Origin of the sequence: Noviherbaspirillum cavernae, from assembly GCF_003590875.1 — a bacterium.
Classification (GTDB): Bacteria; Pseudomonadota; Gammaproteobacteria; order Burkholderiales; family Burkholderiaceae_D; genus Noviherbaspirillum; species Noviherbaspirillum cavernae.
The window spans coordinates 234819-255714 of sequence record NZ_QYUN01000003.1 but is presented as its reverse complement, the minus strand read 5'-3'; the positions used below and the strand labels follow the sequence as shown (position 1 = coordinate 255714).

The 20896-nt window shown below is 61.1% G+C and carries 14 protein-coding genes and 1 pseudogene; 5 read left to right on the top strand and 10 right to left on the bottom strand.

Features of this window, described 5'->3' with window-relative positions; genetic code table 11:
• Positions 1 to 35: 35 nt before the first annotated feature.
• The 4 genes from D3870_RS19735 (at position 36) to D3870_RS19720 (ending at position 3769) form a co-directional block, all read left to right on the top strand.
• Positions 36 to 221, top strand: coding sequence for a hypothetical protein (locus D3870_RS19735; RefSeq protein WP_119742742.1), 186 nt, complete (start codon positions 36 to 38; stop codon positions 219 to 221).
• A complete protein-coding gene (locus tag D3870_RS19730) occupies positions 218 to 1330 on the top strand; it encodes a putative 2-aminoethylphosphonate ABC transporter ATP-binding protein (RefSeq protein WP_119742740.1) in 1113 nt (370 codons plus the stop codon). The genes D3870_RS19735 and D3870_RS19730 overlap by 4 nt, the downstream gene beginning before the upstream one ends.
• Complete coding sequence (locus tag D3870_RS19725) at positions 1327 to 3039, top strand: putative 2-aminoethylphosphonate ABC transporter permease subunit (protein ID WP_242490114.1); 1713 nt, start codon at positions 1327 to 1329, stop codon at positions 3037 to 3039. Before D3870_RS19730 ends, D3870_RS19725 begins: the two co-directional genes overlap by 4 nt.
• A gap of 466 nt (positions 3040 to 3505) precedes the next feature.
• On the top strand, positions 3506 to 3769 hold the full coding sequence (locus D3870_RS19720) for a hypothetical protein (RefSeq protein ID WP_147375877.1): 264 nt from the start codon (positions 3506 to 3508) through the stop codon (positions 3767 to 3769).
• A gap of 54 nt (positions 3770 to 3823) precedes the next feature.
• Here D3870_RS19720 and D3870_RS19715 read toward each other — a convergent pair whose 3' ends face one another.
• Positions 3824 to 5053: a nucleoside recognition domain-containing protein gene (locus D3870_RS19715; protein WP_119742736.1), complete on the bottom strand. Its 1230-nt coding sequence runs from the start codon at positions 5051 to 5053 to the stop codon at positions 3824 to 3826.
• 195 nt (positions 5054 to 5248) lie between these two features.
• Here D3870_RS19715 and D3870_RS19710 point away from each other — a divergent pair, with 195 nt between their 5' ends.
• Positions 5249 to 6667: a mannose-1-phosphate guanylyltransferase/mannose-6-phosphate isomerase gene (locus tag D3870_RS19710; RefSeq protein WP_119742734.1), complete on the top strand. Its 1419-nt coding sequence runs from the start codon at positions 5249 to 5251 to the stop codon at positions 6665 to 6667.
• 40 nt (positions 6668 to 6707) lie between these two features.
• Here the strand turns inward: D3870_RS19710 and D3870_RS19705 are convergent, their stop codons facing one another.
• From D3870_RS19705 to D3870_RS19665, 9 genes and pseudogenes are all read right to left on the bottom strand, one after another.
• Positions 6708 to 11627, bottom strand: a complete 4920-nt coding sequence (locus D3870_RS19705; protein ID WP_119742732.1) for an NAD-glutamate dehydrogenase — start codon at positions 11625 to 11627, stop codon at positions 6708 to 6710.
• A 240-nt stretch (positions 11628 to 11867) separates the two neighbouring features.
• Entirely contained in the window at positions 11868 to 12278 is a 411-nt protein-coding gene (locus D3870_RS19700) for a very short patch repair endonuclease (RefSeq protein WP_119742730.1), read from the bottom strand.
• Positions 12278 to 13552 carry a DNA (cytosine-5-)-methyltransferase gene (gene dcm / locus D3870_RS19695; protein ID WP_119742728.1) on the bottom strand — a complete coding sequence of 425 codons (1275 nt, stop codon included), beginning with the start codon at positions 13550 to 13552 and terminating at the stop codon, positions 12278 to 12280. Before dcm ends, D3870_RS19700 begins: the two co-directional genes overlap by 1 nt.
• A 285-nt stretch (positions 13553 to 13837) precedes the next feature.
• Positions 13838 to 14443: pseudogene (locus D3870_RS19690) on the bottom strand (transposase); the annotation flags it as partial.
• A gap of 136 nt (positions 14444 to 14579) precedes the next feature.
• Positions 14580 to 15059, bottom strand: a complete 480-nt coding sequence (locus D3870_RS19685; RefSeq protein ID WP_119742726.1) for a VOC family protein — start codon at positions 15057 to 15059, stop codon at positions 14580 to 14582.
• 336 nt (positions 15060 to 15395) lie between these two features.
• Positions 15396 to 16079, bottom strand: a complete 684-nt coding sequence (locus D3870_RS19680) for a DUF899 family protein (protein WP_119742725.1) — start codon at positions 16077 to 16079, stop codon at positions 15396 to 15398.
• Positions 16080 to 16424: 345 nt separating this feature from the next.
• Positions 16425 to 16625: a hypothetical protein gene (locus tag D3870_RS19675; protein ID WP_147375875.1), complete on the bottom strand. Its 201-nt coding sequence runs from the start codon at positions 16623 to 16625 to the stop codon at positions 16425 to 16427.
• Positions 16626 to 16925: 300 nt separating this feature from the next.
• Entirely contained in the window at positions 16926 to 19181 is a 2256-nt protein-coding gene (gene katG, locus D3870_RS19670) for a catalase/peroxidase HPI (RefSeq protein ID WP_119742721.1), read from the bottom strand.
• A 518-nt stretch (positions 19182 to 19699) separates the two neighbouring features.
• Positions 19700 to 20886 (bottom strand): IS3 family transposase gene (locus tag D3870_RS19665; RefSeq protein WP_242489871.1). Its coding sequence is split into 2 segments (ribosomal slippage): positions 19700 to 20610 and positions 20610 to 20886, totalling 1188 coding nucleotides; the frame shifts between segments, so codons are not numbered across the junction.
• Positions 20887 to 20896 lie beyond the last annotated feature (10 nt).

The following is a 20896-nucleotide window of genomic DNA, read 5'->3' as shown; positions in this document are numbered from 1 at the left end:
AAGGCGTTGCTCCGGCGCGCCCATCTGGATTTTCCATGTCTCTTTCGATCGAAGATATCCGGCATCTGTTCGCCACCGCCGGCTCCCGGCTCTACGGCGGCGAGGTGACTGCGCCCATCGGCATGCACGACGATGCCGCCAAGGTCATCGGCTTGAGCACGCCGGATGCCGAACATTTCCTGCCGCGCATCGAGGCGCTCGTGAAGAAGGAGGCGCGATGAAGTCCTTCGACCTTCCGCTGAACAATCAGGAAACCGGCGCGCATGACGGCAGCGATGCATGGTTGCGCATCGCGAACGTGAGCAAGGCGTTCGGCGCATCGCATGTCCTTTCCGACGTTTCGCTGCAGGTGCGCAAGGGGGAATTTCTCTGCCTGCTCGGTCCTTCGGGATGCGGCAAGACGACGCTCTTGCGCATCCTCGCCGGACTGGAGCAGCAGGATGCCGGCACGATCGCGATGGCGGGCCGGCGCATCGAGGCATTGCCTCCGGCCAGGCGCGATTACGGCATCGTGTTTCAATCCTACGCGCTGTTTCCGAACATGACGGTGGCCGACAACGTTGCCTATGCGCTGCGCAGCCCGCGCGAGGAGCGCATGCGGCGCGTCGGCGAATTGCTGGACCTCGTGGGACTGACGGGCAAGGAAGGACGCTATCCCGCGCAACTCTCCGGCGGACAGCAGCAGCGCGTGGCGCTGGCGCGTGCGCTCGCGACCTCGCCCGGCCTGTTGCTGCTCGATGAACCGCTTTCCGCGCTCGACGCCAAGGTGCGCGAGCACCTGCGGCAGGAGTTGCGCTCGCTGCAGCGCACGCTGGGCATCACGACCATCATGGTCACCCACGACCAGGACGAGGCGCTGGCGATGGCCGACACGATTGCGGTGATGGCGAACGGCCGCATCGAGCAGATCGGCACACCGGAACAAATTTATCGCACGCCGGCGACCCGCTTCGTGGCCGACTTCATCGGTCGCGCCAATTGGCTGCCGGTGCAGGTCTATGGCAACGGCGTCGCGATCCTCGGCGATCTGTCCTTCGACGTGCAGCTGCCCGCCGGACGTGCGACGACCGCATTCTGCCGGCCCGAGTCGGTCTGTGTCGAGAAGAACTGGCGCTCGGGAGAAAACATGACGCTGGCCGTGGTCGAGCGCGTCGATTTCCATGGCGGCGTGCGGCGCGGCGTGCTGTCGCTCTGCGTCAATCGGGCCATCCGCGTTTTCGCCGATGCGAGCCCGAATGAAGCGGGTTACGACAGCCTGGTGGTCGGCAAGCGCGTGCCGATCAGCTTTCCGGCACACCAGATGTGCTTTTTCCTGGATGCCGCAGCATGAACATGTCCATCTCCATCGGCATCCGCAAACCGGCGCCGGCTTTGGTGCGCAGTGCCGACGAACAGATCGCCGGCATGCTGGCATGGCTGCTTGTCATCGTCCTCACGCTGTTCATCGCCGGCCCCCTGGTGAGCATCTTCGTCAAGGCCCTGCACGCGCGCGACGGCAGCTTCGCCGGCTTCTCGCAGATACTGCAGGTGATTGCCGAACCGCGATTGCTGGCGGCGGCCGGCAACAGCGTTCTGCTCGCGCTCGTCACCACTGCGATCGTGGTGCCGATGGCGCTCGCCTTTGCGTTTGCGATGACGCGCTCGCGCATGGCAGGGCGCTCCGTTTTCCGCTTGATCGGTTTGTCGCCGCTGCTGGCGCCTTCCCTGATGCCGGCGATCTCGCTGGTCTACCTGTTCGGCAACCAGGGCATATTGAAAGGCTGGCTGGGGCCGCTCTCGATCTATGGTTTCCCCGGCATTGTGATGGGCGAGGTGTTCTACACGTTTCCGCATGCATTGCTGATCCTGACCGCTGCCTTGTCGGTCGCCGATGCGCGGCTCTACGAGGCGGCGGAAGCGCTCGGCGCCAGCCGGATGCGCCGCTTTCTGACGGTCACGCTGCTCAATGCGCGATACGGCATGGTGTCCGCCGCGACGCTGGTGTTTGCGATGGTGGTGACCGACTTCGGCGTGCCCAAGGTGATCGGCGGACAAACCAATGTGCTAGCGCTGGAAGCATACAAGCAGGTGATCGGCCAGCAGAATTTCAACAAGGGCGCAGTCATCGGTCTGCTGCTCCTGCTGCCGGCTGTGATCAGCTTCCTGGTGGAGCGCCGCATCAGCAGGCGTCAGGGCGCGACGATGACCGGCAAGTCGGTCGCTTACGCGCCGAAGTCGAACACCGTGCGCGATGCGGCACTCTGGATGTTCTGCGCGTTCGTCTCGGTGTTCCTGATTGCGCTGGCCGGTGTCGCGATTGCCGCGGCATTCATGAAGCTTTGGCCCTACAACCTGAGCCTGACTCTCAACCACTTCGATTTCGATCAGCTTGACGGTGGCGGCTGGCTGGCGTTCCGCAACAGCATGATGTTGTCTGCGTTGACGTCCGTGGCGGGAACGGGGCTCGTTTTCCTGACCGCATATCTGGTGGCGAAACTGCCGATCCCCCGCATGGCCTCGACCCTGATCCGCAGCCTGGCGCTGTTGCCGATGGCAGTGCCCGGCATGGTGCTGGGTCTGGGCTACGTGCTGTTCTTCAATGCACCCGGCAACCCGCTGAACGTGCTGTATGCCGGCATGACGCTGCTGGTCGCTTCGACGGTCAGCCATTTCCATACCACGGCATATCTCACGCTCGTGGCGTCCCTGCGCCAGATCGACGGCGAGATCGAGGCCGTGGCGCGCAGCCTGCAACGTCCGTGGTGGCATACCTGCATGAAAGTGACGCTGCCGATGGTCGTGCCTTCACTGCTGAACGTGGCGCGCTACCTGTTCGTTTCCAGCATGACCACGGTCAGTTGCGTGATCTTCCTTTACACCCCGGACACCGTGCTTGCATCGGTTGCCGTCATGAACATGGATGACGCTGGCGATACGGCCGCAGCGGCCGCGATGGCAAGTCTCATCTTCTTCAGCTCGCTGGCGGTGTCGCTGCTCATCAACGCCGCTGGCGCGATGATCGAGCGGCGCACCCAGAGATGGCGTAGTGCGCGTGCATAGCCGCCGCCTGAACTGTTTTCACGATTGCTCGTGAGATTGCCATTCTGATTCTCCTGTCGATTCAGGCCTGTTCCGGCAAGCGGATGCAAGCGTCATTTGTGCAATGCCTGGCAGGCAATGAACTGGTTTGCCAAGAAAAACCATACAGAAAATATCGCCGGCGCGGCATGGCCCGTTTGATATAGGCCCAGGCTTCACAGGCGGCGTTTTGGCTACTGCAATTGGCATGTCGCGAGAGCATCAATATGCACACGAGCGCACCACGTCTTTGCCATCCGTTCAATGGAAAACGTCAGAGCGTTGCCATAAGTTCTTCAAAGGAACAATTCTCCCATTCCTGCCGGAACCTTTTCCGGGCATCAATCTCATACCATGGGCTTGCGCTGCATCATCAATTGAGCGATGGCAAGTGCGTTGAAGAGAAGGAATGTCTTTGGAGAAAACACTTATAAGCAGCAATATCTTGATGTCACTTTTGTCCGCTTCCTGTGCTGCCATTTTCTTGACGGCGTGCGGCGGCGGCGGGCCGCTTGACGAAACAGAGCTGGCTGCGGCCGGTCCGCAGGCAAGCGCTGCGGCAGCCGTGGCAGCGCGCGCGCCCAAGCCGAGTGATACGTTCGGCAACTTCAATCCCGACATCTGGAACCAGCACGATTGGTACGAGTGCAATTGCGCCCGCAATCCGGAAACGACGCAGCCCGCCTCCACGCCGTGGGCGGCGGCAAACTGAAGCAGCACGCGCGAGGCACCATGCCGGTCGTCCGGCCCGCCCTTGCCGCAAGACCTACGCAAAAAACCAGTAGCACACCGCAATCGATGCCAGCACGCCGGCCGCATCGGCCAGCAACGCGCATCCGACGGCATGCCGCGCACGCTGTATGTCGACCGCGCCGAAGTAAACCGCCAGCACATAGAAGGTCGTTTCCGTACTTCCCTGCACCGTCGCCGCCAGCAGCGAGGGGAAGCTGTCGACGCCGGTCGTTTTCATCGTCTCGATCAGCATGGCGCGCGCCGAGCTGCCAGAGAACGGCTTGACCAGCGCGGTCGGCATGGCGTCCACGAAACGACTGTCCAATCCCGCGATCTCGACCAGCGCGCGCAAGCTGTTCAGAGCGACATCAAGCGCGCCGGATGCGCGCAAGACACCCACTGCGCACAGCATGACGACCAGATACGGCAGCAGGTTCCTTGCAACCTCGAATCCCTCCTTCGCGCCTTCGACAAAGCTTTCGTAAACCGGCACACGCCGCAGTGCGCCGAACAGCAGAAACAGCAGTATCAATCCGAACAACACCAGGTTGCCGAGAAGCGAAGACAGCGCCGCCAGCGCTGCCGCCGACATGCCGGCCAGCGTCGCCATCAGCGCGCCCAGCAGCAGCGCGCCGCCCGCGAGCCATGCGAGCACCACCGGATCCCGCAGCTTGAGCCTTTGCACTGCCGCGACCGACAGAAAGCCGGCCGGGGTCGATGCGGTGGTTGCGATCAGGATGGGCAGAAACACCAGCGTCGGATCGCTCGCGCCCTGCTGTGCGCGGTACATGAAGATCGAGACCGGCAGCAGTGTCAGCGACGAGGCATTGAGGACGAGAAACAGGATCTGCGCATTGCTTGCCGTATGCGGCAGTGGATTCAGTTCCTGCAAGGCGCGCATCGCCTTCAGCCCGATCGGCGTGGCGGCATTGTCCAGCCCCAGCGCATTCGCGGTGAAATTCAGGGTGATCAAGCCGAGTGCCGGATGACCGGCGGGCACGTCCGGCATCAGGCGCCGGAAAAGCGGGGAGAGCAGGCGCGCCAGCACGTCGACCAGGCCGGCCTTTTCCGCGATGCGCAAAAAGCCCAGCCACAGGGTCAGCGTGCCGAACAGCAGGATCATCACGTCCACCGACAGCTTCGCCATCGCGAACAGGCTTTCGACCATGGCGGCGAATACATTCGCGTCACCGCCAAGCAGCCAGCGACCCAGCGCACTCAGCGCGGCGATCACAAAAAAGCCCAGCCACAGGCCGTTCAGCATCGTTATTCTCCCTGTTGTTCAGGCGGGAATTTTGCCTGTGGAAAGATGCTGCATAGCATGCAAACGATGCTTGCGCTGGCATGCTCCGGCCAGGACCGTTGCGCCAGTTGATATACTTCGTGACAACATTTTTTCCGGCATGCCATCTGCAGCAACGGAAATTCATCCCGAAGAACGCAAAGCTGAAAGGTATCCATGCGTCTGGTTCCCATCATTCTGTGCGGCGGCGTAGGATCACGCCTCTGGCCGGTGTCACGCGACCATCATCCCAAGCCTTTCATCCGGCTCGCCGATGGCCAAAGCATGTTGCAGAAGGCCTTCCTGCGCGGCGCGGCGCTGCCCGATGTGGAAGACATCCTCGTCGTCACCAACCGTGAACTGTTCTTCAAGGCCGACGATGAATTCCGCGAAGTCAACCAGGACCGGCGCGCGCTCTCCTTCATTCTCGAACCCTGCGGCCGCAACACGGCTGCCGCCATCGCGGCCGCCACGCTGCAGGTCGCCGCGGCACATGGTCCCGACGCGCTGCTGCTGGTGCTGGCGGCGGACCATCTGATCGCCGATCAGGCCGCCTTCGGCAAGGCGGTTGGCGACGCCGCGGCGCTGGCGCAACAGGGCAATCTGGTGACCTTCGGCATCACGCCCGAAACGCCGGAAACCGGCTATGGCTACATCGAAGCCGAGGGCAGCAAGGTGCTGCGTTTCGTGGAAAAGCCCTCGCTCGACAAGGCGCAGCAATACCTCGCCTCCGGCCGCTTTCTGTGGAATTCCGGCATGTTCTGCTTCAGTGCGGGCGCGATGCTGCAGGCGATGCAGGAACATTGCCCCGCGATACTCGACGCCACCCGCACATGCATCGCGCAGTCGCGCATGGCGGAAGGCAAGGGCGTGCGCCAGCTCGATCTCGATCCGGAACTGTTCGCACAGGTGCCCGACGATTCGATCGACTATGCCGTCATGGAAAAATCAGACCGGGTCGCGGTCGTGCCGTGCAACATCGGCTGGAACGACATCGGCTCGTGGACCGCGCTGGGTAATCTCGCCGAGCCGGATGGCAGCGGCAATCGCGTCGAAGGCGAGGCCTTGCTGCACGACGTGACGAATTGCTACATCAAGGCCGGCAAGCGCATCGTCGGCGCGGTGGGCATCGAGAACCTCGTCATCGTCGACACCCCCGACGCGCTGCTGGTGGCCGACAAGGCGCGCGCGCAGGATGTGAAGCATCTGTACGCAAAACTGAAGGAGCAGGGCCACGACAGCCACCGGCTGCACCTGACCGTGCATCGTCCGTGGGGCACGTACACCGTGCTGGAAGAAGGGCCGAACTTCAAGATCAAGCGCATCGTGGTCAAGCCCGGCGCTTCGCTGTCACTGCAGATGCACCATCATCGCAGCGAGCACTGGATCGTCGTCAGCGGCATGGCAAGAGTCGTCAATGATCAGGACGAACTGTTCGTGCGCACCAATGAATCGACCTTCATCCGCGCCGGGCACAGGCACCGGCTCGAAAACCCGGGCGTGCTGGACCTCGTGATGATCGAGGTGCAGAGCGGCGAATATCTCGGCGAGGACGACATCGTGCGGTTTGACGATGTCTACGGGCGCTGCGTATAGACTGGTCATCCTGTGCAGACCTGCCGGCACAGGTCTGCAATCACCCCCCCGAATCATTGGCGGCGACGGCTTTCTCGTTCGCCTGTCCGGCGTAACGGATCGTCTGGATCGCCCGCATTTCCTTCACCAGCACCGACAGCATCGCCAGGTCAACCATGCTGGCCGATTGCAGATCGGCCAGGACCCCGTGATAGCGCTGCAGCGTTGCCTGGTTATACGCCTGCCATGCCGCAATCAGCTGCGCCGGCGCATCGAGCGCGGGCGACAGATTGAGCAGGTCCGTGGTCAGCGTCCGCTGCAGCGAGGTCAAGTCGTTATGCAAGGCGGTACGCGCCAGCATCTGCCAGTGCGTGTCCGCAGGCAAGGCCGCCACGCGTTCGCGGATTGCGTTGTAGTTGAGGTAGACATCAAGCGAGAAATAGATGCTGGCGACCAGTTCCAGATTGCGCCTGGTGGCGCTGGCGACTTCCGCGATGTCGAGCACCGCGCCGACGATTTCCGCGCTGGCGATACGCCGCGCCAGTTCCTGCGGCACGCCTGCATCCATCAATGCGTCGCGTTTGGCGGCGAGGATTTCCGCATCGCGGGCCGCCAGCAGGGTGACCAGTTTCGGTCCGAGGTCGTCGGCCGCGACGCGCAGCCGGGCGGCCGTGGCCTCCATCGATTCGCGCGCATCGTGGTGACGCAGGAACCATAGCGTCGCGTATTCCATCAAACGGCCGATGGCGATGAACATGTCCGTTTGCAGATCGGCGGATATCCGGTTGTCCAGCGCATCGATGCCGGCCCAGATGTCGTCCAGGCCGAACGCTTCGCGCGCGATGACGCCGGCGCGCATGATGTCCGCCGCGCTGCGTCCGCTTTCCTCCGACAGCCGATGCACGAAGGTCGGGCCGACCCGGTTGACCAGCACATTGGTCTGATAGGTCGCGATGATCTCGCGTTTGAGCGGATGCTGCTCCATCGTCGTGCGGTAGCGCTCGCGCAGCTGCTCCGGGAAATACTGCGCCAGCGCGCGTGCGATGACCGGCTCTTCGGGCAGATCGGAGTTGAGCATCTCGTGGGAGGTCCACATTTTGCTGTACGCAAGCAGCACGGCATGCTCTGGCGAGAACAAGCCTTGCTTCGCGAGCTTGCGTTCCGCGATTTCATCATCGGCTGGAAGAAACTCGATGGCACGATTGAGCCGTCCCGCCTGTTCGAGAAAGCGCATCAGGCGCGCCTCCGGTTCCAGCATGTCAGCGGCGACATGGCGGGCCAGCGCGAGCGCCTGCGTCTGGTAGTAGTTGTCGGACAAGACCATGCGGCCGACGTCGTCCGTCATGTCGGCGAGCAGGACATTGCGCTGCTTCTCCGTCATTTCGCCGTCGGCGACCACGAGGTTGAGCAGGATCTTGATGTTGACTTCATGGTCGGAGCAATCGACGCCGGCCGAATTGTCGATGGCATCGGTGTTGATGCTGCCGCCACCGGTACTACTCTGGGCAAATTCGATGCGGCCCAGTTGCGTGACGCCAAGGTTGCCGCCTTCGGCCACCACCTTGCAGCGCAGTTCGGCGCCGTTGACGCGGATCGCGTCGTTCGCCTTGTCGCCGACCTGTGCATGCGTCTCGCGCGTGGCCTTGATGTAGGTGCCGATGCCGCCGTTGTAGAGCAGATCGACCGGCGCGAGCAGGATCGCGCGGATCAATTCCGCAGGCGACAGTTCGGCGGCGCTGATGCCGAGCGCAGCGCCGACTTCCGGTGAAATCGGAATCGCCTTCAGCGAACGGGGATAGACACCGCCGCCCGGCGAGATCAGCTCGCTCTCATAGTCCGCCCAGCTCGAACGCGGCAGACGGAACAGGCGTTCGCGCTCGGCAAAACTGACGGCCGGATCGGGATCTGGGTCGAGGAAGATGTGGCGATGGTCGAAGGCGGCCAGCAACTTGATGTGCCGCGACAGCAGCATGCCGTTGCCGAACACGTCACCCGACATGTCGCCGATGCCGGCCACCGTGAAATCCTCCTGCTGCGTATTGACGCCGAGCTTGCTGAAGTGGCGCTTGACCGATTCCCACGCGCCGCGCGCGGTGATGCCCATCTTCTTGTGGTCGTAGCCGACCGAGCCGCCCGACGCAAACGCATCGCCGAGCCAGAAGCCGTATTCCGCCGAGATCGCATTGGCGTAATCGGAAAAGGTCGCGGTCCCCTTGTCGGCGGCCACGACGAGGTAGGGGTCGTCGCCGTCGTGGCGTATCACGTCCGCTGGCGGCACCACCGCGCCGCCAGCCAGATTGTCGGTGAGGTCGAGCAGGCCGCGCAGGAAGGTCTGATAGCAGGCAATACCTTCCCTCATCCAGGCGTCGCGATCGGACGCGGGAGGCGGATTCTTGACGATGAAACAGCCCTTGGAGCCGACCGGCACGATCACCGCGTTCTTCACCATTTGCGCCTTCACCAGACCCAGCACTTCGGTGCGGAAATCCTCGCGTCGATCCGACCAGCGCAAGCCGCCGCGTGCCACCTTGCCGCCGCGCAGATGAACGCCCTCGACGCGCGGCGAGTACACCCATATCTCGAACATCGGTTTCGGCTCGGGCAGTCCCGGCACCATGGCCGGATCGAACTTGAAAGAGAGATAGGGTTTCGGCGCATCGCCGGAAGCATGCTGAAAGTAGTTGGTGCGCAGCGTGGCATCGATCATGCCAAGGAACTGCCGCAGAATGCGGTCTTCGTCGAGCGACGGCACCTGCTGCAAGTCCTCCTCGATTTCCTGCTGCAATGCAGACATCCGCTCGGCGCGATCGCCGGACGACGCGAGCGCGAAGCGCGCCAGGAACAGCTCCACCAGCCTGCGCGCAATCGTCGGATTACCGTTGAGCGCCTGTTCGACATAGGCATTGCTGAAGGTCGATCCGACCTGGCGCAGGTATCTGGCATAGGCGCGCAGGATGACTACTTCGCGCCAGTCCATTCGTGCCAGCAGGACGAGGCGATTCAGATCGTCGTTCTCCGCCTCGCCCGACCATACGCGGGCGACGGCGGTCTCGAAAACCTTTTTGACGAGACCGATGTCGATCTCGCTGCCGTCCGCCGTCTCCATGTCGAAGTCGTGCATCCACACCGGCTGCGCCTCGTTGCGATCGATGCGGTAGGGACGTTCGTTGTGCACCTTCACGCCCATGTGTTCCAGCATGGGCAGGCTCTTTGACAGGGCGATCGGCGTGGCGGCGTGATAGATCTTCAGGCGCACCGAAGGGGCAGGTGCCTCGATCGGTCGATACAGGCTCATCGTCGGGTCGCCGTTGCCCTCGCTACCATTTAAGCTTTCCATCAATTCGATATCACGCACCGTGGCGCGCGCCGAATAATCGGCACGGAACGCCGCCGGAAACGCACCCGCATAGCGGCGCAGCAGCAGGCTGCCTTTTTCCTCGCCGAAGCGCTCCAGCAGCGATTCGCGCAGCTCGTCGTCCCAGCCGCGCGTGGCCTGCACGATCTGTTCTTCCAGCTCGCCGATGTTCACGTTCGGCAATCCCTCCGGACGCGCATGCACCGTGATGTAAAGACGCGCCAGCACCGATTCCGACAGCAGGGGAGTGAACTCGACACTGCTGCCGTTGAACGACTTCAACAGCAGCTTCTGTATCTGCACGCGCAACTCCGTGGTGTATTTTTCGCGCGGCACGAAAATGATGCAGGACACATAGCGATCCAGCACATCGCGCCGCACGAACAGGCGCGTGCGCTGCCGTTCCTCCAGCCGCAGAATGCCCATCGCCGTGTCGAACAGGTCGTCTTCCTCGATCTGAAACAACTCGTCGCGCGGGAACTGATCGAGGATCGCGGCGAAGGCCTTCGCCAGATGCCCGCCATGCACAAAGCTGGTACGGCCGATCACGTTCGCCACCTTCTTGCAGACCATGGGGATGTCGCTGGTCGAGCCACTGTAGGCCGGCGAGGTATAGAGGCCGAGAAAGCGGTGTTCGCCGATCACCCTGCCGTCCGCACCGTAGCGCTTGACGCCGACGTAATCGAGATGGCCCGGACGGTGAACGGTGGCGCGGGAGTCGGCCTTGGTCAGGAACAGCGGCGACGTCGCTTCGATGATGCGCCGCGCCCCTGCCGACAGTCTGGCGGCATCGCCTTCCTGGGCGCGTGCGCTACTGCGCAGGATGCCCAGACCGGTATCGGCTTTTCCCTGAAGGAAATTGTCGCCATCCTTCGTGATCAGATCAAAGTCGCGGTAGCCGAGGAAGATGAAATGCCCTGCCGTCAGCCACTCCAGAAACGCCCGGGCTTCCGTGACCTCGGCCTGGCGGGCTGCATCGCCTTGATGATCGTCCGCCAGCTCCTTGATGCTGCGCCGGGCCGCGTCCAGCATCGCCGGCCAGTCCGTCACCGCTGCGCGAACATCGCTCAATGCCTTGGCGATGCCGGTGCGCAGTGCTTCGAGCTTCTCCGGTTCGCTGCAGCGGTCCACCTCGAAATGCATCCAGGACTCCAGCGTGGCGTGTGTGGAGCCCTCGGGAAGATTGTCCGACGCCGGCTGCAGTTTCTCGATGCGGCCCTGCGCATCGCGCCACACGCGAAACACGGGATGGATGGCGGAATGCAGCGTCAGGCCAAGCCGGTTGATTTCCATCGTCACTGAATCGACCAGAAAGGGCATGTCGTCATTGACGATCTCGATCACCGTATGCGCGGACTTCCAGCCATGCTCTTCGAGTTCCGGGTTATACACATGCACACGCGGAGCGCCGCTGACGAAGCCGCGCGCAAGCTGCCAGTGAGCAAGGGCGGCGCCATACAAATCCTCGACGTTCGTGCCAAGCACGCCATCCGCCCCGACTTGCGCGTAGTAATGCGCGAGAAAGGGCTGAATGGTTGCAAAGCCATCCTGCTGCAAGCGGTCCCGTGCAAAATCGCACATGCCGGCAAGCAACTGTTGTTTCCTGTCTTCGGCTTGACTGGTCATGCTGGCCTCCCAAATGGGTGAAGCAGTCGGCTGGAACGGCTGATGATGGATCGTCACGTCTGAATGCTCATGATGCCAATGAAATTGCATCAAACCTTGATCGGCATCGGGAAAAGCGATCCGGTGCGGGGAAAGATGGCTTGAGGGCAATGGGGAGGTTCGGCATCGGTGGCGGGCCCGGTGCCATGTCCGGCGGCCGGGTCGTGATGTGCGAACGACGCGCGTGGCGTCGTTCCCGGATCATTCCGCCTTTGTAATCCGGCGATACAACGAAGCAAGTCTGCTCTCGTTGATTTCACACTCCCATATGACAAGCACGCGCCATCCCGCCTTTTGCAGTTCCTTCACGACTTTCCTGTCGCGGCGCTGGTTGTCGTCGAACTTCTTTTGCCAGAAATCGGTGTTGCTGGCCGGCGTGGTCGCATATCGGCATCCGGCATGCCGATGCCAGAAGCAGCCGTGCACGAACAAGGCGACGTTGTATCGGGCGAATACGAGATCGGGCTTGCCCGGCAGTTGTTTGACATGAAGGCGGTATCGCAGTCCGCGCGCATGGAGGAATCGACGAACCGCAAACTCGGGCGACGTATCCTTCCCCCGGATGCCTGCCATCATTCTGCTGCGCGTCGACTTGTCGACGACGTCAACCATCAGGCGGCCAATATCGGACGTTGCGGTGCAAGCGTGCCTTCCGGGGAAATGAAGGGGCGCATCACGCGCGCCATTTCGCGCATGACATCGACCACCACCGAGTTGCCGAACTGCTTGTAGGCGCGCGTGTCCGAGACCGGGATCACGTAGGTGTCGGGGAAGCCCATCAGCCGCGCGCATTCCCGCGGCGTCAGCCGGCGCGGATTCCTGCGCTTGCCCTGATCGACGAGGATTTCCGAACCATCCTTGTAATAGCGCGCCGACAGCGTGCGCGTCACCGACTCTTTTCCCGCGAGTCCGAAGCCGAATCCGTTGCCCCTGGCACGATGCTTTTCCGCGTATGCCTGCAGATAGGTCCACAGGCCATCCGTCAGGGTGTACTTGTCGTTGACCTTGCGCTTCCTGTGGTCGAAGAATCGGTCCTGGTCCCATGGCAGCAGCGGTTCGGAGCCATCGGTGCGATGCAGAATATCCTTGAGCTTCCTGCTGCCCTTTTGCGGAAGGTTCAGCGTGTTCCAGTCGAATGCGACCGGCTCGCGGAAGCCGGCGATGATGATGCGCTCGCGATGCTGCGGGACGAAATGGGCGCCATCGATGACGCGGTAGTGGACGTCATAGCCGAGCTCGTGCGTCAGCGTCCGGTGAATGACATCGAAGGTACGTCCCTTGTCGTGCGATTGCAGGTTCTTGACGTTCTCCAGCAGGAAGGCCTTCGGTTTCTTTTGCGCGATGATGCGCGCCACGTCGAAGAACAGGGTTCCCTGCGTGTCGCAGGAAAATCCGTGCGCCCGCCCCAACGAGTTCTTCTTCGACACGCCGGCGATCGAGAAGGGCTGGCAGGGAAAGCCGCCGAGCAACACATCGTGATCGGGAATGTCATCCTCGCCGATTTGCGTGATGTCGCCGGCGATGGCATGCGTCGCCGGAAAATTCGCCGTGTAGGTCTTGCGTGAGTAGGCGTCCCATTCGCTGGTGAAAATGCAGCGTCCGCCAGCATCCTCGAATCCCTTCCGGATGCCGCCGATGCCGGCGAACAGGTCGATGAAGGTGAACGCGGCATCCTCGGTCGCGGCCGGCGGCGCAGGGAGCAGTTGCTGCAGCGCATGCACGATCCGGACTGGCGGTTGCGACAGCCGCGCTTCCCAGCGGCGTATCGTGCTCACATGGACGCCTAGATGGGCCGCGATTTCAGACTGGGTGTGCTGCTGTCGTGCAGCCGCGAGAGATTCGAACACCTTTGCGGAATCCGGAGAAGGATGTGTTGCGCTGGACATGGTGCCTCTGACAGGAACAATGGCGGACATTATGACCTCAACACATCCGGGCCGCCAGGCGGCAGATCGTTTCACTGGCGAGTTCTCGCCTGGCGATTCAGGATTCGGCAGTGCCCGGCATGCCGAACTCGGCCGGCATCCTGACGTAAAACAGATGCACGTTTTCCTGTGCCAGCAATGCGAAGCGGCGATCCGCTTCCGCCGCGCTTACCATCATCGTGATCTTGCACCGGCTGATCCGCCACCTCGAAGAAATGCGCGGCATGCGTCCGGCGGTGATGACCGTATCTTGTCCTTGATGTGCTTGACGCGCCCGCAGGTCGAGAACTCCGGTTGCCGATCCGCCCGGTCGAGTTCTTCCATGTACCGGGCAATACTGTCCTCGACCTGTTCGATCCGGGTCTTGAGCTTGCGCTGCGTATAGTTCTTGTCACGGTTGTTCACCGCCTTGAACTTGCTGCCGTCGATGGCCACCTCGCCGCCCTCGAACATGTTCAGCTTGTGGCAGAGATAGACGAATTGCCGGCACACGGCGCGGATTGCCTCGCCATTGTCCTTGCGGAAGTCGGCAATCGTCTTGAAGTCGGGTGTAAGCCGGCCGCTGAGCCACATCAGTTCGACGTTTCGCTGCGTCTCACGCTCCAGGCGTCGACTGGATTGAATACGATTGAGATAGCCGTAGATGTAGATCTTCAGCAGGACTGACGGATGGCAGGACGGCCTTCCGGTATCAGCCGGTACTGTTCACCCAAACCCGAGTCCTTCGAGGTTGAGCGTGTCGACGAATGCGTCGATGACCCGGACTGCGTTGTCATCAGCTACATAGTCGTCCAATGCCGCGGGAAAAAGAATGCTCTGGGTACGGTCGGCTCCCTCAATATAGCGCTTCATCCGGATCTCCCAACGTAGTAGGCAGTATCCGTTTGATGCTTTAGACGTAAGTTCGTTTACTAAAAAGCCTCGTTTTCACACAGCCTAGACCCAAAGCAGCCGTTTACGACCAGCAGAAAAGGACGACCAATGAGCGTCAACCGCGCCGAGCCGCCTCGATCGCAGCAATGTCGATCTTCCCCATCTGCATCATCGCCTCGAAAACGCGCTTGGCCGCCGCGCGATCAGGATCGGCGATCGCGGCAATGAGGGCGCGTGGCGTGATCTGCCACGACAGGCCCCACTTGTCCTTGCACCAGCCGCATGCGCTTTCCTGACCGCCGTTTCTGACAATCGCATTCCACAAGCGGTCGGTTTCGGCCTGGTCGTCGGTCGCAACCTGGAAGGAGAAAGCCTCGTTGTGCTTGAACGCCGGGCCCCCGTTCAGGCCGATACAAGGGATGCCAATCACGGTGAGCTCGACCATCAAGACGTCGCCCTGCTTGCCAGCGGGATAGTCGCCGGGTGCGCGATGGATCGTTCCCACCGCGCTGTCTGGAAACGTCTCGGCGTAGAACTGCGCGGCTTCTGCTGCGGTGCCGTTGAACCAGAGACAAATCGTGTTCTTGCTGACCATTTTCGTTCTCCTACGGAGGATAAGAAGTACATGGCTCAAACCATAAAGACTGCCCGATTTCTTAAGCAATTGGCGTTCCTTAAGGTGGCGCATCCGCGCGATCGTCCGCCACGGCAACTGTCGTGAGTGACCGCTCATGGCCGGCTACGGAAATCTGATTGGCTGCTGTGAACGGCTACTCAATGCCGTGGAGCCGACGTTCGAAAGCGGCTCGCGAATTGGCGAGATCGACCCGGAGGCGACATTGGAGTCTGTCTTTGTGAAGACGACTTGATGACAGCTTTGCAGATTGCCTCACTATTCACAAGTCCGCGTGATTGGGCGCCAAACTACCCCTTATTCAGGATAGTTTTTTTCCAAGAATTCGGACCTGAAATTTTGTGGCGGCGTGGGAATGTCTGGCCGACCCTCTGGCGTAAAGTCCATGAGATTCCAATACGGCCACACCGTGTCGACATGATTCGCCGACAATTCAGTTCCCCAGAAATGAAAAATCTTTCCATCCTGCTTCCTGAATACATGCATCACCGGCCATTGCATATCATCAGAGTCGCCCTGGCATTTGTAATCGGCTTGATAGGGAGACTCCGATCCTGAAACCAGCGCAATCTGCGACCATCCACGTTGTTTAGCCCACGCATTGATTTTCTCGGCCGGGGCTTTGGCAATTGCGACAAACGCGGCGTGGTGAGTGACCTGATACCAGGTTCGATCAAACCCATCGACCAGCGACGTACAGGAAGGACAGGGATTGTCCCAGTTCGGACCGTACATAAATGAGTAAAGCAGCAGGGTGTTTTTGTCCCCAAATAGCTCGGAGAATTTCACACTTTTCCCTACTTTCCCATCGTTGGCCCATTGGAAGACGTAGTCCTCTTTCAACTGCCCGCCGAGAGGGAGATTGCGGCGTCTTTCTGCCACAGACCTTACTTTGTCGATAAGCTCTTGTTCGTCTTTGAGCAATGATTCGCGCGCATCGCGATACTCTCTGCTTTCGTTTGGATACCGTAGTTCACTCATTTTCGTCTCCAATTTGAAACTACTATTCGAATGTCCTCCAGGCTGTTCGTGGCCGAAAGCGCTAAACGACCAAGGGACGCAACGCGACCCAAAAGCTAACGTTCGCGGCGAGAGATCCCGCTCGTTCTTCGCTAACCATTGAATGGTAGGTGACAGGTGGCCGGTCGTTACTCCGGCTGCTATGTCCGCAACACTGTGTCGGGCGAATTCTTCCGACCATACGCTGGCGAGTGATGCGCACCTTCACACCTGCGGCGCATGCATGCGCTAACCGAGCAGGCACCCGTAGCATGAGTGGCGCCGTGAAGCGCGTAACGCTGAACCGCTTTCGCCTCGAACGCGCGGCTACGCATGCCCATCCACGCCACTGTGTCGGAGTACCGCTTCAATGAAGGATTCGGCATTGAAGAACGGCTCCTTCTCCATAAAGAGAATCGATTCTTTCGCGGCAGCAACAAAAATCGGTTCAGCAACCATTCGACCGCCATCGCTCATTTCAGCGACAAGGACCAGAGGGAGTTTGCCGCTTGTGATAAGGGCAGCCATGGCTTGCAGCCTGGAGTGAACTGCAAACGCCTTGTAATGCTGCTCTTTAAAGAGACGCGCAACGCAGGTCGTTTGTCCTCCCAATTCCGTTGCTCAGGCGGAAGCTTATGAACTTCGTGGCTCGCAAAAACCAACTCTTCCACGGAGACAGCAACCGAGTTGAGGAGAACAATCAGATTCGCGGTGTCTTGATCCATGGGCATGCCTCATGTGATGTTGCGCGCCGCGCCCAAGCAACGCGGCGCAGACGTCCCTCCGAAGGGGCGCCTGCGCTTGCTGCAGCGGTGTCGTCACACTCGTTTAGGACGCGGCGACAACCGCGCGTCGACCGTTGCCCCGCGCGAGGAGGTCGAAGCGATCGAGGTTCATGACCTTGTTCCACGCCGCCACGAAGTCGCGCACGAACCTCTCCTTCCCGTCGTCGCTCGCATATACCTCGGCCAGCGCGCGCAGTTGAGAATGGGCGCCGAAAGCGAGATCAGCGGCGGTCGCGGTCCACTTCGGATTGCCCGTAGCGCGATCGCTGCCTTCGTACACGTTCTTCTCCGAGACGGAAGGTCTCCACGCCGTGCCGAGGTCGAGCAGGTTCACGAAGAAGTCGTTGCTCAACGTGCCCGGCTGGTCGGTGAACACGCCGTGCTTCGATTGCCCGTGGTTCGCATCGAGCACGCGCATGCCGCCCAGGAGAACCGTCATCTGGGGCGCGGTCAGCTTCAGGAGGTTGGCCCGGTCCAGGAGGCGGGTCTCCGGCGACAGCGGATCTTCCGCCCGGAAATAGTTGCGGAAACCGTCGCCGATCGGTTCAAGCACATCAAAGACCTTCTCATCCGTCTGCTCCTGCGAGGCATCGGTGCGACCTGGCGCGAACGGGACGGTAAGGTTGTATCCCGCCTTTCTAGCCGCATCCTCGACAGCAGCGCAACCGCCGAGGATGATCAGGTCGGCAAGCGAAACCTTCTTGCCGCCCGATTGCGCGCCGTTGAAGTCCTTCTGGATCTGCTCGAGGGTCGTCAGGACCTTTGCCAGCCGCGGCGGCTCGTTGGACTCCCAATCCTTTTGCGGAGCAAGGCGAATCCGCGCTCCGTTGGCGCCACCGCGTTTATCGGTACCACGGAAGCTGGCCGCGGCTCCCCAAGCCGTGGAAACCAGCTCAGGGACGGACAGACCCGCGTCGAGGATCGTGCGCTTGAGGGCGGCGATGTCCTGATCGCCGATCAGCTCATGATCAACGGGTGGTACCGGGTCTTGCCAAAGTTGCGCCTCGGGAACCCAGGGTCCCAGATAGCGTGAGCGGGGCCCCATGTCTCGGTGAAGCAGCTTGAACCAGGCTTTGGCGAACGCGTCGGCGAGCTGGTCCGGGTTCTCGTGGAAGCGCTTCGCAATCGGCGCGTAGATCGGGTCGATTCTCAGCGACAGGTCTGTGGTCAGCATCGTCGGGGTATGCCGCTTCGACGGGTCGTGCGCATCCGGCACGGTGTCTTTCGCCTCGGGATTCTTCGGCGTCCACTGCTTCGCACCGGCGGGGCTCGTCGTGAGCTCCCACTCGTACTTGAACAGGTTCTCGAGGAATCCGTTGTCCCACTTCGTCGGGTTGTTGGTCCATACGCCTTCGAGGCCGCTGCTGATCGCGTGGGAGCCCTTGCCGCTAGCGTACTTGCTCTTCCAGCCCAGGCCCTGCTGCTCGATAGGGGCGCCCTCGGGTTCCGGACCGACGTTGTCAACCGCCGGCCCAGCACCATGGGTCTTGCCGACCGTGTGGCCGCCCACGATGAGTGCAACCGTCTCCTCGTCGTTCATCGCCATGCGTGCGAAGGTCTCGCGGATGTCCCGGGCAGCAGCCGCCGGATCGGGTTTGCCGCCGGGCCCTTCGGGATTCACGTAGATGAGGCCCATCTGCACGTTGGCGAGCGGCTTGGCGAGTTCCCGGTCGCCGCTATAGCGTGCGTCTCCTCCGAGCCAAGTGTCCTCAGGACCCCAGAAGATGTCCTCGGGCTCCCAGACGTCGGGCCGGCCGAAACCGAAGCCGAATGTCTTGAAGCCCATCGATTCATAAGCCACGTTGCCGGCCAGGATCAGCAGATCGGCCCACGAGATTTTCTGGCCGTACTTCTGCTTGATGGGCCAGAGCAGCCGCCGCGCCTTGTCGAGATTCACGTTGTCCGGCCAGCTGTTGAGGGGGGCAAACCGCTGCTGGCCCTCGCCGCCGCCGCCGCGGCCATCGGCGATGCGATACGTCCCGGCGGCGTGCCACGTCATGCGAATGAGCAACGGTCCATAGTGACCGTAGTCGGCCGGCCACCAGTCCTGCGACGTCGTCATGACCTCGATGAGGTCCTGCTTGAGCGCCTCGACATCGAGCGACTTGAAGTGTTCTGCGTAGTCGAAATCCTCCGCCAGCGGATTGGACATGTGCGAGTGATGATGGAGCACCGACAGATCCATCTGATTCGGCCACCAGTCCCTGTTCGTCCTCGGCTGGCTGACCTTAGGAGTTGGGGAGGGGATTGCAGGACTTTCGCTTTCGCTGACACTTTGGGTGTTTTGTTTGTCGGACATATCGATCCTCCATCGGTTAGGTGGCACTTCTTTGGGGTAATTTCTGCCGGAAGAAAGTCAAGCGTAGGCGCCTATCAATTAAGCGTGGGCCACTGTTAATAAGCGTAGGCTGTTGTTAGTGATTGTGTAATAAATTTTTTCAATTAAGGCGATAGGGCGAGCAATCGACGGTATTCGAACGGTGTATCTGGAAGCAAACGACGGCACCCTAAACTGATTGCCTACGGCGACTGCGGCTCGCCCGAGGGAACGGCCCAGTCAGGGACGCTTCGATGCGGGAGTTGTAAATCGGCACTTAATTTCGCCAACACCCTCCATGAAACGCCGCAGGCCGGTGCAGCCTGAATCCTAAATCGCATCCGTCCCTTAGACGTTGCGCAGTATTAAGTTGACTGAGTTTTAGGCCATCTTCCCTCTGGCAAGAACATGAAAATAACGCAACTTAATACTGCGCGACGCCTTGCGATGAAGAACGCTGTGATGTCTGCTTTGGGTATCTGACAGGCTCTATGTAGTGGTCAAGTATTTTCAGACACCCCGATAGGTAAAATTGCGGCCATTTTCTGTTCATAAGCGGCGGGTGGCAGATAACCCAAGGTTGAATGCAAACGGGTGCAGTTGTAAAAGCTGACGATGTAATCGGCGATGTCGCGTTGGGCCTCGCCATGATTGGCATAATCGCGCTGCCATACCCGTTCCATTTTCAAGTTCAGGAAGAAGCGCTCCATCACGGCATTGTCCCAACAATTGCCCTTGCGGCTCATGCTGCAGACGATGCCGTGCTGCTCAAGCAGCGCCTGGTACCCCAGACTTGCATACTGGCTTCCCCGGTCTGAATGCAGCAGCAATCCGCGCGGCGGCTGGCGTTGTTGCAGTGCCATGCATAACGCCGACGCGACCAGTTCGGCCGGCATGGTCGGTGCCATCGCCCAGCCCACCACTTTGCGCGAGAACAGATCCATCACGGCGGCCAGATACAGCCAGCCTTGCCGGGTGCGCACATAGGTAATGTCCGACACCCAGGCGCGATTCGGCGCGGCCACGTCGAATTGGCGATCCAGCACATTGTCCGCCACCGGCAACGCGTGCCTGCTGTCGGTGGTGTGGATGAACTTGCGCTTCCACACAGGGCGTACTGCGGCCTCCCGCATCAAGCGCCGCACGCGGTAGCGGCCAATGATCACGCCTTGCGCTTGCAACGCGCGACACAGGCGACGGCTGCCGTAAGACTTGCCGCTGGCAACAAAGGCCGCCTTGAGCTGAACGCTGGCGACGACGTCGGCCTTGCGCTCGCCACGCCGCCGATGTTGATAGTAACCGGCACGGCTGACCGCCAATACCCGGCATGCCTGCTGGACAGGAACGGCCTTCTGTTGCAACTGATGAATCAGGCGATAAGTCATTTCAGTTCGCGCGCAAAGAAGGCCGAGGCTTTTTTTAATAGGTCGTTATCCGCGCGTAATTGACGGTTCTCGGCTTCCAACTGGCGGATGCGTTGCTGCTCCGCCGTCAGCGGCTTGCCGATACCCGGCTGGCCTTCCAACTCGGCTTCATGCTGCTTGATCCAGCGTCGTACGACTGAGTCCACCAGGTCCATGCTCTGGCAAACATGGACAATGCTCAAACCCTGGTCTTTTACCATCCGCACCACTTCCAGCTTGAAGTTCGCGTCGAAGTCCCGGCGCTCCCTGCGTTTCTTGTTCATATAACTCCCT

Bases quoted from the DNA above. Each gene is read 5' to 3' on its own strand.
- D3870_RS19710 (WP_119742734.1), top strand. From the start codon at position 5,249: ATGCGTCTGGTTCCCATCATTCTGTGCGGCGGCGTAGGATCACGCCTC.
- D3870_RS19735 (WP_119742742.1), top strand. From the start codon at position 36: ATGTCTCTTTCGATCGAAGATATCCGGCATCTGTTCGCCACCGCCGGC.
- D3870_RS19720 (WP_147375877.1), top strand. From the start codon at position 3,506: ATGTCACTTTTGTCCGCTTCCTGTGCTGCCATTTTCTTGACGGCGTGC.
- D3870_RS19675 (WP_147375875.1), bottom strand. From the start codon at position 16,625: ATGGCTGCCCTTATCACAAGCGGCAAACTCCCTCTGGTCCTTGTCGCT.
- D3870_RS19730 (WP_119742740.1), top strand. From the start codon at position 218: ATGAAGTCCTTCGACCTTCCGCTGAACAATCAGGAAACCGGCGCGCAT.
- katG (WP_119742721.1), bottom strand. From the start codon at position 19,181: ATGTCCGACAAACAAAACACCCAAAGTGTCAGCGAAAGCGAAAGTCCT.
- D3870_RS19715 (WP_119742736.1), bottom strand. From the start codon at position 5,053: ATGCTGAACGGCCTGTGGCTGGGCTTTTTTGTGATCGCCGCGCTGAGT.
- D3870_RS19680 (WP_119742725.1), bottom strand. From the start codon at position 16,079: ATGAGTGAACTACGGTATCCAAACGAAAGCAGAGAGTATCGCGATGCG.
- D3870_RS19725 (WP_242490114.1), top strand. From the start codon at position 1,327: ATGAACATGTCCATCTCCATCGGCATCCGCAAACCGGCGCCGGCTTTG.
- dcm (WP_119742728.1), bottom strand. From the start codon at position 13,552: ATGTCCAGCGCAACACATCCTTCTCCGGATTCCGCAAAGGTGTTCGAA.
- D3870_RS19685 (WP_119742726.1), bottom strand. From the start codon at position 15,059: ATGGTCAGCAAGAACACGATTTGTCTCTGGTTCAACGGCACCGCAGCA.
- D3870_RS19705 (WP_119742732.1), bottom strand. From the start codon at position 11,627: ATGACCAGTCAAGCCGAAGACAGGAAACAACAGTTGCTTGCCGGCATG.
- D3870_RS19700 (WP_119742730.1), bottom strand. From the start codon at position 12,278: ATGGTTGACGTCGTCGACAAGTCGACGCGCAGCAGAATGATGGCAGGC.